We start from the raw sequence: 13,977 nt of genomic DNA, 5'->3' as shown, positions 1-13,977 counted from the left end.
GGGCTGTCCTTACTCGATCGTTTCGATGATGCGGTTGTGGTTCGTGTAGATGCACATGTCGCCGGCGATCCCCAGCGACTTCTCGACGATCTCGCGCGGCGACAGGTCGGTATTCTCGACGAGCGCGCGGGCCGCGGCCTGCGCGTACGCGCCGCCCGAGCCGATTGCGCAGATGCCGCCTTCCGGATCGAGCACGTCGCCGTTGCCGGTGATCACGAGCGTGGTGGTCGCATCTGCCGTGATCAGCATCGCCTCGAGGCGGCGCAGCATCCGGTCGGTGCGCCAGTCCTTCGCGAGCTCGACGGCCGCGCGGGTGAGGTTGCCCTGGTGCTTCTCTAGCTTCGCCTCGAAGCGATCGAGGAGCGAGAACGCATCGGCGGTGCCGCCCGCGAATCCGACCAGAACCTGGTTGTTGTAGATCCGCCGCACTTTCCGCGCGCCACCCTTCATGACGATGTTGCCGAGGGTTACCTGGCCGTCGCCGCCGAGCGCGACCTTGTCGCCGCGCCGGACCGAAACGATGGTCGTGCCGTGAAATTGCTCCATCTGCGTTCCTTGAGAAAAACGGGGAAGAGTCGGGCGGCGCGAGGCGCCGCCGCGTGAATCCGCAGTGCGCCGGGAAGCGGCCCGGCGCGCGTCCGTTTCATTTTAGGGCGGGCGCCGGGATATCAAGAGGGGGAGACAAATCGGCCGGCGGCCGGGAGCCGGCGCCGGAAAAACAAAAAGCGCGCGGCAGGCCGCGCGCTTCCGGGAAGCAGCGTGTCTGAGCGGAATGCCGCTCGATCAGTCGCCGAACAGCTTCTGGCGCAGCTCGCGGCGCTCCTGCGCCTCGAGCGACAGCGTGGCGGTCGGACGCGCGAGCAGGCGCGGAATGCCGATCGGTTCGCCGGTTTCCTCACACCAGCCGTAGTCGCCGGAATCGATGCGGGCGAGCGACTGCTGAACCTTCTTGAGGAGCTTGCGTTCGCGATCGCGCGTGCGCAACTCGAGCGCGTGCTCTTCCTCGATGGTCGCGCGGTCGGCGGGATCGGGAACGATCACCGTCTCGCGCAGGTTCTCGGTCGTCTGGCCTGCATTCTTGAGGATGTCCGCCTGCAACTGTTCGAGCCGATTTTTGAAGAAGGCGAGCTGATCCTCATTCATGTAATCCTTGTCGCTCATCTTCAGGATTTCGGCTTCGGTCAAGAGTTTCTTCGTCATCTGCTTGCTTCTTCAATGTGCGGCAAATCGAGAGATAGTGCCTGCACTTTGGGATTACCCGCAACCGCCCTTGCAATCATTTGCGATTTGCCGCCGCGGGGCCGAAAGCCTCTGGAAAACCGGTTCTCAAATACCAGGATAGGCCTGGCGCGGATTTGCGCGCGCTGCGAACCGGTATGCTGCGCGGCAGATCGCATCGGCCGCGGCCGGGAGGCGGATGGGCGATCCGGCGCGGTTGCGATGCCCGGATAAAACTGGTTCAGCAAGAACCGGGCCTGTTTGTTGCCGTACTCCAGCGGGCACGTATTGTAACTGAATCGCAAGCGGCCGCCGTATCGGGTCGATCCCCGTCGGTCGCGCCGATATCTAGAAAATATAACGCGCAAATCGCGAAAAAGCGATGACGGCGAAACCCTGCCCGGAAAAGGCGTCGCGCGGCTGCCGCGGCTGCCTGCGAAGGCGGCCGGGCAGCGCGGGACGGCAGGCGCCCGCGCGGGTCAGGCGAGGCAGGCGTCGAGGCCGTCGGTGATCAGGTCCTGCGGCAGGTCGACGCCGATGAACACCATCTTGTTGGTCTTCTTCTCGGCCGGCAGCCACTTGGCGGCGAGGTCGCTGCCCATCATCTGGTGCACGCCCTGGAACACGACCTTGCGGTCGACGCCCTTCATGTACAGCACGCCCTTGTAGCGCAGCATCCGCTCGCCGTAGATCTGCAGGATGCCGCCGAGGAAGTCTTCCAGCTTGTTCGGATCGAACGGGCGGTCGTTGCGGTACACGAACGACTTGATCTTGTCGTCGTGGTGCGCGTGGTGATGATTGTGGTGGCCGTGATCGTGGCCGTGATCGTGGCCGTGATCGTGATCGTGCGCGCATTGACCGTGATCGTGGTCGCAACCGGCGTGATCGTGATCATGGTCGTGATCGTGGTGGTCGTGCGCGTGATCGTCCTCGGCGAGGAAATCGGGATCGATCTCGAGCTTCGCGTTCAGATTGAAGCCGCGCAGGTCGAAGATTTCCTTGATGTCCGCTTCGCCGAAATTCACGACCTTGATCGCGGCCTTCGGGTTCATGTGCATCAGGCGGTGCTTGAGGCCGGCGACGGTCTGGTCGTCGACCAGGTCCGACTTCGTGATGAACAGGCGGTCGGCGAAACCGACCTGGCGCTGCACCACTTCGTGTTCGTCGAGTTGCGCGTTCGCGTGCTTCGCGTCGACCAGCGTGATGACCGCGTCGAGCAGGAAATCGTCGGCGATTTCGCTGTCGATGAAAAACGTCTGCGCGACGGGGCCCGGGTTCGCGAGGCCGGTCGTCTCGATCACGATGCGGTCGAAGTCGAGTTTGCCTTCGCGCTTTTTCGCGGCCAGATCGCCGAGCGCGCGGGCGAGGTCGCCGCGGATCGTGCAGCAGATGCAGCCGTTGCTCATCTGGATGATCTGCTCGTTCGAATCCTGCACGAGGATTTCGTTGTCGATGTTCTCTTCGCCGAACTCGTTCTCGATCACGGCGATCTTCATGCCGTGCTGTTCGTTCAGGATGCGCTTGAGCAGCGTCGTCTTGCCGCTGCCGAGGAAGCCGGTGAGGATGGTGACGGGAGTGGCCATGTCGGTCGCCTGTGGTTCGTGAATCGGGGTCAAAACCAGGATGTGCGTCGCGCCCTCGCGCTGCGAGCCGGGGCGCACAACTATCCATTGAAACATACCTGTCAAGCCCCCGCCCGTCGTCCGGACGACAGGCGAAAGCGCTGGCCCGCCAGCGGGCGGCAGGCGCGGTCGTGCGCGCTAGATCGGGGCGATCAGACGATTTGCAACAGCAGGCCCTTCAGATATTCGCCTTCCGGGAAAGCGGCGAGCAGCGGGTGATCGACGCCCGCGCCGAGCCGCTTCAGGATGCGCGCGTCGACCTTCGCGTCGGCGGCCGCGCCCGCGACGATCTTCTGGAACAGGTCCATGTCGATCGCACCCGAACACGAGTACGTGAACAGCAGGCCGCCCGGGCGCAGCAGCTTGAAGCCGCTCAGGTTGATGTCCTTGTACGCGCGCGCCGCGCGATCGACGCTGTCGCGGGTCGGCGCGAACTTCGGCGGGTCGAGCACGATCAGGTCGAAACGCTCGCCTTCGTCGACGAGGCGGCGCAGCGTCTTGAATGCATCCGCGTCGAGCCAGGTCGCGCGCTCCGCGTCGAAGCCGTTGGCGACGACGTTCTGCTGCGCGAGCGCGAGCGCATCGCCCGACGAGTCGATCGACACGACGCGTTTCGCGCCGCCCTTGAGCGCCGCGAGCGAGAAGCCGCCGGTGTAGCAGAAGCAGTTGAGCACATCGCGGTCGGCCGCGTACTGCGCGACGAGCGCGCGGTTGTCGCGCTGGTCGACGTAGAAGCCCGTCTTGTGGCCGTTCGGCACGTCGACGTGATAGCGCACGCCGTTTTCGCTCGCGATCAGCGTCGCGGGCGGCGCGTCGCCGGCCAGCACGCCGGTCGTCTGTTCGAGCCCTTCCTTGTCGCGGATCGACACGTCCGAGCGCTCGTACACGTTCGGGCAGCCGGTCGCGCCGACGAGCGCCGCGACGATCGCTTCCTTCCACGCTTCGACGCCGGCCGCCATGAACTGGCACACGAGCTGCCCGCGCGGCGGCGCGCCGGCTTCGGCGGTATCGGCGACGTAGTAGTCGACGATCAGCCCCGGCAGCCCGTCGGCTTCGCCGAACACGAGCCGCACCGCGCCCGTGCCCGACACCATCGTCGTACGGTGCGCGACCGCGCGCTGCACGCGGCGCTTGAAGAACGCGTGATCGATCGGCTCGCTCTCGTCGAAGCTCCACACCCGCACGCGGATTTGCGACTGCGGGCTGTACGCGCCGCGCGCGAGAAAGCGGCCGTCGTGCGCGCGCACGAGCACGGTCGCGCCGGGCGCGGGCTTGCCGTCGACGCGGTCGATCGCATTGGCGTAGATCCACGGATGGCGGCGCAGCAGCGATTTTTCCTTGGACGGCTTGAGGGTGACGGTTTGCATGATGGGATCGAAATGGGCTTGGCGCGACGCCGGCCGATGCCGGCCGCCGCGCGCGGCGGGTAACACGGGACGTGCGTCAGTCGCGCTTCTTCGCGCGCGGATGCGCGCTGTCGTAAATCTTCGCGAGATGCTGGAAGTCGAGCGACGTATAGACCTGCGTCGCGGCGACGCTCGCGTGGCCCAGCAGTTCCTGCACCGCGCGCAGGTCGCCGCTCGATTGCAGCACGTGCGTCGCGAACGAGTGGCGCAGCACGTGCGGGTGGACGTTGGCGGGGATGCCGGCGGCGAGCGCCGCGCGCTTCACGCGTTCGCGCACGACGCCCGGCGACATCCGGTTGCCGCGCACCGACACGAACAGCGGATGCGGATCGTGCTTCACGAATTCGCCGCGCACCGCGAGCCACGCGTTCAACGCGTCGATCGCCTTGCGGCCGACCGGCACCTTGCGTTCCTTGTTGCCCTTGCCGCGCACGGTGACTTCGGCTTCGGCGAGATCGAGCCAGCCGGCCGAGCGGTAGCCGTCGGCCTGCGTGTACCTGACGTCGAGCCCCACCAGTTCGGCGAGGCGCAGCCCCGACGAATAGAACAGCTCGAGGATCGCGTGGTCGCGGATGCCTTCGGTCGTTTCGGGCAGCGGTGTATCCATGAGTGCGACCGCATCGTCGACCGACAGCGCTTTGGGCAGCGATTTCTCGCGTTTGGGCGCGCGTACGCCGGCGACGGGATTCGCGGGCATCTCGATGCGTTGTGCGAACCAGCGATAGAACGCGCGCCATGCGGAAAGCCGGTGCGAGATCGAGCGTGCGGACAGCCCGGCCGCGTGTGCGCGCACGACCGCGCCGCGCATGTCGACGGCGGTCAATGCTTCGAGCGGCCGGCCGGCCGCGAGCTTTTTCAGTTCGTCGAGTTCGTGTGCGTACCCGCGCAGCGTGTGCTCCGACAGCTGCCTGACGTGCTTCAGGTTCGACAGGTAGGCGGCGATCGGATCGTCGGTCATCGCGTGCGGCGGATCAGTGCGGCAGCAGGCGCGTGAGCGCGGCGCTCGCGAGCGTCGCGATCTGCGCGAGGAAGTCGGTGGCCATCCCGTCGTGGAAGCGGCGCGCGTCCGGCGAGCCGAGCACCAGCAGGCCGAACGCGGGCGCGTCGGTGCCGGCGAGCGGTGCACGCAGCGCGAGCAGCGCGATCGACGCGGCCGAGCCGTCGCCGGCCGGGGCGGCTTCGGCGCCTTCCGCCGCGCTCGCGGCCGGGGCGGCGAGGGCGGGCGCGAGCCACTGGGCGGCCTCGAAGCCCGTGTTCGCGCCGCAGTACGGCGTCGACAGGCCGTTCGTGAACAGGCGCACTTCCTCGCCGACCTGGCGTGCGAAGTCGGCTTGCGCGTAGGTGTCGGCCACATCCCACACGCGCAGCGCGGTTTGCGGGACGTCGAACACCTCGGCGATGCCGTCGGCGATCGTGCGCGGCAGCGCGTACGGATCGCGTTCCGCGATCACGCGCGCGGTCCAGCGGCTGAATTTCGCGGACAGGCTGTCGTTCTCGTGGCCGTAGCGCACGAGCTCGGCAAGGCGGCGTTCGAGGTGCTTGTTCTTGTCGCGCAGCATCTCCATCTGCCGTTCCTGCAGCGAGATCGCGGCCTTGCCGTGCGGGTTCGCGAGACGGATCGTCGCGAGCAGCTCGGCGTGCTGCGCGAAGAATTCGGGATTGGCGAGCAGGTAGTCGGCGACTTCGCGATCGTTCATGTGGCTGGAGCGTTCAGTTATCAAGGACGTTGCAGGGTCAGGCGTTCAGGTCGATCTCGCCTTCGAACACGGTCGTGGCGGGGCCGGCCATCGTCAGCGCGGCGGCTTCGTCGCGCGCGCCGTCCCAGCCGATCGTCAGCGTGCCGCCTTGCGTGTGCACGGTCACGGGCGAATCGAGCAGGCCGCGCCGGATGCCGGCCGCGACCGCCGCGCACGCACCGGTGCCGCACGCGAGCGTCTCGCCCGCGCCGCGTTCGTACACGCGCAGCTTCACTTCGCGGCGCGACACGATCTGCATGAAGCCGGCGTTCACGCGCTGCGGGAAGCGCGCATGGCGCTCGATCAGCGGGCCTTCTTCCAGCACCGGATACGCTTCGGCGTCGTCGACGACCTGCACCGCGTGCGGGTTGCCCATCGACACCGTCGAGACCCAGCGCGTCGCGCCGCCGACATCGAGCGGCCACAGCGTGTCGTTGCCGTCGGTCCGGCCATCGAGGCCCGATGCATCGAACGGCACCTGCGCCGGCGCGAACACGGGCGCGCCCATGTCGACGACGACTTCGCCGTTGTCCTGCAGCGTCAGCGTGATCAGGCCCTTCATGACCTGCACGCGCACGCTGCGCTTGTCGGTCAGGCCGCGATCACTGACGAATTTCACGAAACAGCGCGCGCCGTTGCCGCAGTGCTCGACCTCGCCACCATCGCAATTGAATATCCGGTACTTGAAATCCGCGCCGTCGACGGTCGGTTTCTCGACCAGCAGCAACTGGTCGGCGCCGATGCCGAAGTGGCGGTTGGCGAGCGCACGCACCTGCGCATCGGTGAGCGGCGGCAGCGCGCGCGAATAGCCGTCGAGCACGACGAAGTCGTTGCCCGCGCCGTGCATCTTGGTGAACGAGAGTTTCACTGGGTCCGGAATTCCATGGCGAACGAGGCGGTCGGCACGACATGAACGGCCGGCGGCCATGCCGGGGCGGCCTCGTTCGTCGTGCTGATCTCAGCCGTAAATGATACATGCAGCCGACAGGGGCGTCCTGCGCGGGCCGGTGTTTCGCGTCGCCAGTGCAGACGGGATGGGCGGTATCTGTCGATCGGTCGACTGGTCGCGTCAGTGGCGAGGGACAAATTGATGCGGTGTGGCGGGCGTTGTCGCAGCGCAGGCGAGGCTTGGCGATGCGTGTCCGATGCACGGTGAGAGCACGGGACGACCCGGATGAGCGTTTTCGTACGGGTCAAATTGACAAGATGATCAAGCGATTCGTATAGTCTGGCTATACGCCAGTGGGCCATGCCGACGACATCGCGACTTGAGTATGGGAGGTCCATGATCAAGTCATGGCAGCACAAGAGGCTGGAAGCGTTTTTCATGAACGGGAGCAAGGCGGGCATCCTGCCGGGCCATGCTCCGAGACTGCGGCGCCAGCGTGCCCGTCTCGATGTGGCGAGCCGGCCGTTCGACATGAACGTGCCGGGCTGGCGCTTCCACGGTCTTGCCGGCGGGCTGGACGGTTACTACGCGGTGAGCGTGAGCGGTAACTGGCGCCTGACGTTCAGGTTCGACGGCTCCGACGTCGTCCTGGTGAATTACCAGGATTACCACCGAGGTGATTCAAGCCATGACACGCATCTTCAATCCGCCCCATCCGGGCGAAGCGCTGCGCGATGACGTGCTGCCGGCGCTCGGCCTGACCGTCACCGAGGCCGCCGCGCAGCTCGGCGTGACGCGCGCGGCGCTGTCGCGGATCCTGCACGGCCATGCCGGCATCTCGCCGGAAATGGCGCTGCGTCTCGAAGCGTGGCTGGGCGAGGACCGCGGCGGCCGTGCGGATCTATGGCTCGCGCAGCAGATGGCATTCGATCTCTGGCAGGCGCGCGCGAAAGGCGCGCCGAAGGTGGCGAGAGCGAGAGCGCAGGCGCGCGCATGACGCGCCGGCGGGGTTTCGTCCGGCAGGGTCAGTACAGGCTCGGCTCGCCGGGCGGGCGCGTCTTGAAGCGCTTGTGCACCCAGTAATACTGCTCGGGCATCAGCGGAATCTGTTCCTCGAGGAATTCGTTCATCCGCCGCGCGTCGAGATCGTCGTCGCCGGTCGGGTAGTGATCCCACGGCTTGAATACCTTCAGACGGTAGCCCTTGTAGTTCGGCAGCACTTCGCCGATGAACGGCACGACCTGCGCGCGGCCCGTCTTCGCGAGCCGGCCGACGGCCGTCAGCGTGCAGGCCGGCACGCCGAAGAACGGGACGAACGTCGAGTTGCGCAGCCCGTAGTCCATGTCGGCGCCGAGCATCACCGGCTTGCGGTCGCGCAGCCAGCGCAGCACGACGCGCGCGCTGTCCGCGCGGCCGACCATCTCGGCGTCGAAGCGCCCGCGCGCCTTCTTCGCCTCTTCCTCGAGCACCGCGTTCGAGAACGGCTGGTACAGCGATCCGCAACGGCGCTGCAGCGACCGGTTGAGCCAGATCGAACCGGCTTCGATGCCGACGAAGTGCAGGCCGAGGAACAGCGTCGGCGGCAGGTCGGGATCGGTGAGATCGACCGCGCTGTCGACCTGGATCAGTTTCGCGAGCTTTTCCTCCGAGCCGAACCACTGCACGCTGCGCTCGACGTAGCTGCGGATCGCATGGCGGAAGTGCTGCCCCGCCACTTCCTCGCGCCGCTCGTCGCTCCAGTCGGGGAAGCAGAGTTTCAGATTCGTATGTACGATGCGCTTTCGCCGGCTGGGGATCTGATACAGCAGCCAGCCGAGGCCATCGCCGAACCGTGCGGTCAGACCGTACGGCAGCAGGGCGAGCAGCTTCAGCAAGCCGATGGCGAGGTGCGTGCCGAGGCGGCCTAGCATGCGGAAGCTCCGTAGGGCCGGCTGGCCGGCACGTTGCGAACAGGGTGGTGAGACAGCGGAAGATGCAGCACGGGCGGCGCTCTGTGACAATTCAGGAAAGCCGCTATAATACGGGCTTCGCCGAGTTAACTGACAACTTGCGGGGCGAAGCCGGCTGGCGCAACACACGCTGCCCGGTCCTGGTAATCCGCTAAAGCGTCGCCGCTTCAGGCCCAACGAAGCTGGCTACGTGAAACCAACCGTAACCACACAGGAGCCTGAAAAAGTGGCAAACGATTATCTCTTCACGTCCGAATCCGTCTCCGAAGGCCATCCGGACAAAGTCGCGGACCAAATCTCGGACGCGATTCTCGACGCCATCCTCGAGCAGGACAAATACTCGCGCGTTGCGGCGGAAACGCTGTGCAACACGGGTCTCGTCGTGCTGGCCGGTGAAATCACCACGACGGCCAACATCGATTACATCCAGATCGCGCGCGATACGATCAAGCGCATCGGCTACGACAACACCGACTACGGCATCGACTACAAGGGTTGCGCGGTGCTCGTCGCGTACGACAAGCAGTCGCCGGACATCGCGCAGGGCGTCGATCGTGCACACGACGACAACCTCGATCAAGGCGCGGGCGACCAGGGCCTGATGTTCGGCTATGCGTGCGACGAAACGCCGGAACTGATGCCGCTGCCGATCTACCTGTCGCACCGCCTCGTCGAGCGCCAGGCCAGCCTGCGCCGCGACGGCCGCCTGCAATGGCTGCGTCCGGACGCGAAGTCGCAGGTGACGGTCCGCTATGTCGACGGCAAGCCCGATTCGATCGACACCGTCGTGCTGTCGACGCAGCACGCACCGGACATCGAACTGCCCGCGCTGCGCGAAGCGGTGATCGAGGAAATCATCAAGCCGACGCTGCCGGCCGACCTGATCAAGGGCGACATCAAGTTCCTCGTGAACCCGACCGGCCGGTTCGTGATCGGCGGCCCGCAGGGCGATTGCGGCCTGACCGGCCGCAAGATCATCGTCGATACCTACGGCGGTGCCGCACCGCACGGCGGCGGCGCGTTCTCGGGCAAGGATCCGTCGAAGGTCGACCGTTCGGCTGCCTATGCCGGCCGCTACGTCGCGAAGAACATCGTCGCCGCCGGCCTCGCGTCGCGCGCGCTGATCCAGGTGTCGTACGCGATCGGCGTCGCCGAGCCGACCTCGGTGATGGTCAACACGTTCGGCACGGGCCGCGTGTCGGATGCGGTGATCACGAAGCTCGTGCGCGAGCATTTCGACCTGCGTCCGAAGGGCATCATCAAGATGCTCGACCTGCTGCGCCCGATCTACGAGAAGACCGCGGCTTACGGCCACTTCGGCCGCGAAGAGCCGGAGTTCTCGTGGGAAGCGACCGACAAGGCGCTCGCGCTGGCCGAAGCGGCCGGCGTGGAGCCGACGGCACGCGTCGCGTAAGCGTCGTTCGCCCGAAATGAAAAACCCCGGCAAGGCCGGGGTTTTTTTATGGGTTTCGATCGCCGAAGCAATGGCGACAATTGAGCGGGCAATGCCCGCCGGGCACTCGGTCAGCGCGCGCTGAACCCGAACCAGCCGGCGCTCGCCGCGAGGCGGCGCGGGCGGTTGATGCGGCGCTGCGGGCCGAGCGTGCGACGCAGTGCGAGCGCGCGCAGCGACGACGGCTTCTGCAGCAGCGAGCGCAGGCCGGCGCGGCGCGCGAACGCCTGCGCGCTCATCATCGAGAAAAATGCGTGGAACCACGCACGGATGCCGTCCAGCCGGCTGTGCGTGTGCGTACGCTCGGCCAGTGCCTGCGTGCGTGCGCGGTGATGGCGCAGCGAGCGGGCGGGAGCGGACGGCACGACGCGCTTCGCAGCGCGGTTGAAACGGGAAGTCAGACGGAATGGCATGTGAACGATGCTTCGCTTGTATGGGTGGCGCCCTGGAGAGCGCACTGGTATGAACGGCCTCGGATGGCGCAACGGATCTTACCGAAACCCGCTGCGCGCCGCGCCCGCCAGAATTGACAGGCCGCGTCAGGCTACAGGGGATTCATGACGGGCAAAAGTCGCGATAAACCCTTGTGCCGCAAGGCGTGTGCCGCATACCGCCTGTCGCTGAGGCAGGTGCCGCGTCGCACAGTTCCCTTGCGCTGGATCAAATCCGCGATTGGCATGCCCCTGCGCACGACAATGGCGCTGTTCGCGGTATCCGGCGCCGATTTACAATCGTCACATTCACACAATAAACGTCTGGCATCCCATGTCGTCTCCATTGCAGTCGGAATCGATCCGCGCGCAAGTCGCGGAATTGCGCGAGCGCGGCTTCGTCGTCGCGCGTGGCCTCGTCGGCGAGGAGCAGTGCGCAACGCTCAGGCAGATCGCGGAGCGCCAGTTGCGGGAGGCCGCCGAGCCGATCGAGTTCGAGGCCGACCTGCGCTACCCGGGCGCGCCCGAGTCGAAGCATGCGCCGGGCGGGCATACGGTGCGGCGGCTGCTCGATGCGTATTCGCGCGATCCGGCGTTTGCCGAGCGCGCGATCGCGCCTGAAATCGGCGCGTGGATGCGCGAGTATTTCGGCGAGAAGCCCGTGCTGTCGCGCGCGCATCACAACTGCATGATGACGAAGCACCCGGCGTACGGCAGCCTGACCGGCTGGCATCGCGATTTCCGCTACTGGGCGTTCGAGCGCCCGGACATGGTGTCGGTATGGCTCGCCCTCGGGCCGGAAACCAACGAGAACGGCGCGCTGTGGCTCGTGCCGGGTTCGCATACGGCCGAATTCGGGCCGGAAGCGTTCGACGATGCGAAGTTCTTCCGCGGCGATCTGCCGGAAAACCGCAGGATGATCGACGCGGCCACGTGCCCGTCGCTGCAGACGGGCGACGTCGTGTTCTTCCATAGCAACACGCTGCATTCGGCGGGGCAGAACCGTTCCGATCAGGTGAAGTTCTCGCTCGTGTACACGTATCACGGCGCAAGCAACCGGCCGGTGCCCGGCACACGCTCGGCGTCGAAGCCGGAAGTGCAGTTCTAGGCGTGGATCGGGGCGGCGGGCGTTGCCGCCGCCGCGATCACACGATCACGCGATGCGGCGCATCGCGGGCGAATGAAGCAACGGGCGGCGCGGCCGCCCGTTTCGTCTGGTGCGGCCCGCGCGCACGAGGCGGCCCGTGCGCGCGTCGCGATGCGCGGCGATCAGCGCTTGCTGCCCGGCATCGCGAGGCCGATCAGGCCGACGAACGACGCGACGGCGCCGCCGACGATCAGCAGGATCGTCTTCGTCGCGGGCGAGCCGGTGAAGAAGCGCGACACGTCGTCGTTGATCGAATGGAACGACTGGCCGCCGAAATACAGCAGCACGATGCCGCCGACGAGCAGTGCAACCGAGATGACCCGGGACATACCAACCTCGCTGAAACGGTGATTCGAGACGCCGCAGTGTAGGCGACGGCCGCGGTCGCGTCCATCGCCGTGCCGCCGTGCGTGATCCGGCCGCTTTCGCTACCATAGTCGTCGTATGACTCCTTCGCCGCCGTCGCGTCATGTGCGCGGCCGGCGCGCGTCCCTTTCCCCGATGTCCTGACGGAACAGACTCATGGCCTACGAAGCAGCTTCCGAACGTTATGCCGGCATGCAATACCGCACCTGCGGCAAATCCGGGCTCAAACTGCCCGCCCTGTCGCTGGGTCTGTGGCACAACTTCGGCGACTCGACGCCGATCTCGACGCAGCGCGAGATCCTGCGCACCGCGTTCGACCTCGGCATCAACCACTTCGACCTCGCGAACAACTACGGGCCGCCGTACGGCAGCGCCGAAATCAATTTCGGCCGGCTGCTGAAGGAGGATTTCCGGCCGTATCGCGACGAGCTGCTGATCTCGACGAAGGCCGGCTGGGACATGTGGCCGGGGCCGTACGGCAGCGGCGGCGGATCGCGCAAGTACGTGCTCGCGAGTCTCGACCAGAGCCTGCAGCGCATGGGGCTCGACTACGTCGACATCTTCTATTCGCACCGTTTCGACGCGCACACGCCGCTCGAGGAAACGGCGGGCGCACTGGCGTCGGCCGTGCAGCAGGGCAAGGCGCTCTACATCGGCATCTCGTCGTATTCGGCCGCGAAGACGCGTGAGATGGCCGAGCTGCTCGCGCAATACAAGGTGCCGCTGCTGATTCACCAGCCTTCGTACAACATGCTGAACCGCTGGATCGAGAGCGACCTGCTCGGCACGCTCGACGACGTCGGCGCGGGCAGCATCGCGTTCACGCCGCTCGCGCAGGGCTTGCTGACGTCGAAGTACCTGAATGGCGTGCCGGCCGACGCGCGCGTGAACAAGCCGGGCGGTGGCTCGCTGAAGCAGGATCATCTGAGCGCGGACAACCTCGAGCATGTGCGCAAGCTCAACGCGATCGCCGAACGGCGCGGGCAGAGCCTGGCGCAGATGGCGCTGGCGTGGGTGCTGCGTAACGGTCGCGTGACGTCCGCGCTGATCGGCGCGAGCCGCGCGGAGCAGGTGCGCGAGAACGTCGGTGCGTTGAAGAACCTCGAATTCTCGGCGGAGGAACTCGCGGAGATCGATCGTTACGCGACGGAAGGCGGCATCAATCTGTGGGAAAAGCCGTCCACCGATCAGGCGATCTGACCGGAAGTCGATACGGCATGCGACACATCGCGTGCCGTATCGCAGCTCGCGGGCAATCAGTCGCTTCGCCGCGGTGCAGCGAAGCGCGTCAAGCACGGGTGAGCGCGCTAGATCAGCGCAGGCAAGCCTTCAACGAGCAACACCGCGACACCGACGCCGAGAATGACGCCGAGCACGCGCAGCAGGTTGTGACGGAATTGGGTCGCGCACGGCACCGCGCCGAGAAATAGCGCTCCGGCCAGCGCCATCGGAATCAACAGGATGAAGTCGCCGATCGTGAAATAGGTGGTCATGCGTGTCTCCAGTGTCGGCCGAGGTGCGCGCTTCAACGCTTGCCTGGGCTTCATCCCTCGCGGGAGGTCGGCCGAAGTCGGCACGCGTGCGCTCACCCCGGTCCCATGCCGGGTGTTTGTAGTGTGGTCCGGCCCGTTGCGTGCAGGCCGGTCCATTCGAGTATAGGCAACCGGTGGCGTTTTTCGCTATCCGAACCATTAAAAATCAGTGGAAAGCCTCGAGAAGCGCGCGGTTTTCGTACAAGCAAGACGAACGCCTTGCATGAA

General features: G+C 66.3%; 15 protein-coding genes and 1 pseudogene. 5 read left to right on the top strand and 11 right to left on the bottom strand.

Features of this window, described 5'->3' with window-relative positions; genetic code table 11:
* Positions 1 to 9: 9 nt before the first annotated feature.
* The 7 genes from hslV to dapF form a co-directional block, all read right to left on the bottom strand.
* Entirely contained in the window at positions 10 to 546 is a 537-nt protein-coding gene (gene hslV / locus HWX09_RS10710) for an ATP-dependent protease subunit HslV (RefSeq protein WP_006483683.1), read from the bottom strand.
* 237 nt (positions 547 to 783) lie between these two features.
* Entirely contained in the window at positions 784 to 1,200 is a 417-nt protein-coding gene (gene dksA, locus HWX09_RS10705; protein ID WP_006477498.1) for an RNA polymerase-binding protein DksA, read from the bottom strand.
* Between the two features lie 497 nt (positions 1,201 to 1,697).
* Positions 1,698 to 2,801: a GTP-binding protein gene (locus HWX09_RS10700; protein WP_027785731.1), complete on the bottom strand. Its 1,104-nt coding sequence runs from the start codon at positions 2,799 to 2,801 to the stop codon at positions 1,698 to 1,700.
* Positions 2,802 to 2,992: 191 nt separating this feature from the next.
* Complete coding sequence (locus HWX09_RS10695; protein WP_027785730.1) at positions 2,993 to 4,207, bottom strand: class I SAM-dependent rRNA methyltransferase; 1,215 nt, start codon at positions 4,205 to 4,207, stop codon at positions 2,993 to 2,995.
* 76 nt (positions 4,208 to 4,283) lie between these two features.
* A complete protein-coding gene (gene xerC / locus HWX09_RS10690) occupies positions 4,284 to 5,204 on the bottom strand; it encodes a tyrosine recombinase XerC (RefSeq protein WP_027785729.1) in 921 nt (306 codons plus the stop codon).
* Between the two features lie 13 nt (positions 5,205 to 5,217).
* Positions 5,218 to 5,943 carry a DUF484 family protein gene (locus tag HWX09_RS10685; RefSeq protein ID WP_027785728.1) on the bottom strand — a complete coding sequence of 242 codons (726 nt, stop codon included), beginning with the start codon at positions 5,941 to 5,943 and terminating at the stop codon, positions 5,218 to 5,220.
* Between the two features lie 37 nt (positions 5,944 to 5,980).
* The gene (dapF, locus tag HWX09_RS10680; protein WP_027785727.1) at positions 5,981 to 6,850 is read right to left on the bottom strand and encodes a diaminopimelate epimerase; all 870 of its coding nucleotides are present in this window, start codon (positions 6,848 to 6,850) and stop codon (positions 5,981 to 5,983) included.
* Positions 6,851 to 7,267: 417 nt separating this feature from the next.
* On the opposite strand from dapF, the pseudogene HWX09_RS10675 reads away from it, so the two are divergent.
* Both HWX09_RS10675 and HWX09_RS10670 read left to right on the top strand, forming a co-directional pair.
* A pseudogene (locus HWX09_RS10675) lies at positions 7,268 to 7,543 on the top strand (type II toxin-antitoxin system RelE/ParE family toxin); the annotation flags it as partial.
* Between the two features lie 16 nt (positions 7,544 to 7,559).
* Positions 7,560 to 7,868 (top strand): HigA family addiction module antitoxin, encoded by a 309-nt coding sequence (locus HWX09_RS10670; protein ID WP_027785726.1) that lies wholly within the window; start codon positions 7,560 to 7,562, stop codon positions 7,866 to 7,868.
* A gap of 28 nt (positions 7,869 to 7,896) precedes the next feature.
* Here HWX09_RS10670 and lpxL read toward each other — a convergent pair whose 3' ends face one another.
* On the bottom strand, positions 7,897 to 8,781 hold the full coding sequence (lpxL, locus tag HWX09_RS10665; RefSeq protein ID WP_027785725.1) for a lauroyl acyltransferase LpxL: 885 nt from the start codon (positions 8,779 to 8,781) through the stop codon (positions 7,897 to 7,899).
* A gap of 265 nt (positions 8,782 to 9,046) precedes the next feature.
* Here lpxL and metK point away from each other — a divergent pair, with 265 nt between their 5' ends.
* Positions 9,047 to 10,234, top strand: a complete 1,188-nt coding sequence (gene metK / locus HWX09_RS10660; RefSeq protein WP_006482984.1) for a methionine adenosyltransferase — start codon at positions 9,047 to 9,049, stop codon at positions 10,232 to 10,234.
* A 110-nt stretch (positions 10,235 to 10,344) separates the two neighbouring features.
* Here the strand turns inward: metK and HWX09_RS10655 are convergent, their stop codons facing one another.
* Entirely contained in the window at positions 10,345 to 10,686 is a 342-nt protein-coding gene (locus tag HWX09_RS10655; RefSeq protein WP_027785724.1) for a hypothetical protein, read from the bottom strand.
* 352 nt (positions 10,687 to 11,038) lie between these two features.
* Between HWX09_RS10655 and HWX09_RS10650 the strand changes: the two genes are divergently transcribed.
* Positions 11,039 to 11,812, top strand: coding sequence for a phytanoyl-CoA dioxygenase family protein (locus HWX09_RS10650; protein ID WP_027785723.1), 774 nt, complete (start codon positions 11,039 to 11,041; stop codon positions 11,810 to 11,812).
* A gap of 161 nt (positions 11,813 to 11,973) precedes the next feature.
* Here HWX09_RS10650 and HWX09_RS10645 read toward each other — a convergent pair whose 3' ends face one another.
* Positions 11,974 to 12,180, bottom strand: a complete 207-nt coding sequence (locus tag HWX09_RS10645) for a DUF3185 family protein (RefSeq protein ID WP_027785722.1) — start codon at positions 12,178 to 12,180, stop codon at positions 11,974 to 11,976.
* 193 nt (positions 12,181 to 12,373) lie between these two features.
* On the opposite strand from HWX09_RS10645, the gene mgrA reads away from it, so the two are divergent.
* Positions 12,374 to 13,417 (top strand): L-glyceraldehyde 3-phosphate reductase, encoded by a 1,044-nt coding sequence (mgrA, locus tag HWX09_RS10640; protein ID WP_027785721.1) that lies wholly within the window; start codon positions 12,374 to 12,376, stop codon positions 13,415 to 13,417.
* Positions 13,418 to 13,524: 107 nt separating this feature from the next.
* Here mgrA and HWX09_RS10635 read toward each other — a convergent pair whose 3' ends face one another.
* Entirely contained in the window at positions 13,525 to 13,710 is a 186-nt protein-coding gene (locus HWX09_RS10635) for a hypothetical protein (RefSeq protein WP_006482800.1), read from the bottom strand.
* Positions 13,711 to 13,977 lie beyond the last annotated feature (267 nt).

The sequence above is a fragment of the Burkholderia sp. BCC1208 genome (assembly GCF_902833095.1).
Lineage (GTDB): Bacteria > Pseudomonadota > Gammaproteobacteria > Burkholderiales > Burkholderiaceae > Burkholderia.
The sequence above is the reverse complement of the archived record's forward strand: the minus strand, read 5'-3'. Positions and strand labels throughout refer to the sequence as shown.

What these genes read in the sequence shown, in the direction of transcription:
- HWX09_RS10635 (WP_006482800.1), bottom strand. Translation starts at nt 13,710, where the DNA reads ATGACCACCTATTTCACGATCGGCGACTTCATCCTGTTGATTCCGATG.
- hslV (WP_006483683.1), bottom strand. Translation starts at nt 546, where the DNA reads ATGGAGCAATTTCACGGCACGACCATCGTTTCGGTCCGGCGCGGCGAC.
- HWX09_RS10700 (WP_027785731.1), bottom strand. Translation starts at nt 2,801, where the DNA reads ATGGCCACTCCCGTCACCATCCTCACCGGCTTCCTCGGCAGCGGCAAG.
- HWX09_RS10695 (WP_027785730.1), bottom strand. Translation starts at nt 4,207, where the DNA reads ATGCAAACCGTCACCCTCAAGCCGTCCAAGGAAAAATCGCTGCTGCGC.
- HWX09_RS10685 (WP_027785728.1), bottom strand. Translation starts at nt 5,943, where the DNA reads ATGAACGATCGCGAAGTCGCCGACTACCTGCTCGCCAATCCCGAATTC.
- HWX09_RS10650 (WP_027785723.1), top strand. Translation starts at nt 11,039, where the DNA reads ATGTCGTCTCCATTGCAGTCGGAATCGATCCGCGCGCAAGTCGCGGAA.
- HWX09_RS10670 (WP_027785726.1), top strand. Translation starts at nt 7,560, where the DNA reads ATGACACGCATCTTCAATCCGCCCCATCCGGGCGAAGCGCTGCGCGAT.
- lpxL (WP_027785725.1), bottom strand. Translation starts at nt 8,781, where the DNA reads ATGCTAGGCCGCCTCGGCACGCACCTCGCCATCGGCTTGCTGAAGCTG.
- HWX09_RS10655 (WP_027785724.1), bottom strand. Translation starts at nt 10,686, where the DNA reads ATGCCATTCCGTCTGACTTCCCGTTTCAACCGCGCTGCGAAGCGCGTC.
- dksA (WP_006477498.1), bottom strand. Translation starts at nt 1,200, where the DNA reads ATGACGAAGAAACTCTTGACCGAAGCCGAAATCCTGAAGATGAGCGAC.
- mgrA (WP_027785721.1), top strand. Translation starts at nt 12,374, where the DNA reads ATGGCCTACGAAGCAGCTTCCGAACGTTATGCCGGCATGCAATACCGC.
- HWX09_RS10645 (WP_027785722.1), bottom strand. Translation starts at nt 12,180, where the DNA reads ATGTCCCGGGTCATCTCGGTTGCACTGCTCGTCGGCGGCATCGTGCTG.
- xerC (WP_027785729.1), bottom strand. Translation starts at nt 5,204, where the DNA reads ATGACCGACGATCCGATCGCCGCCTACCTGTCGAACCTGAAGCACGTC.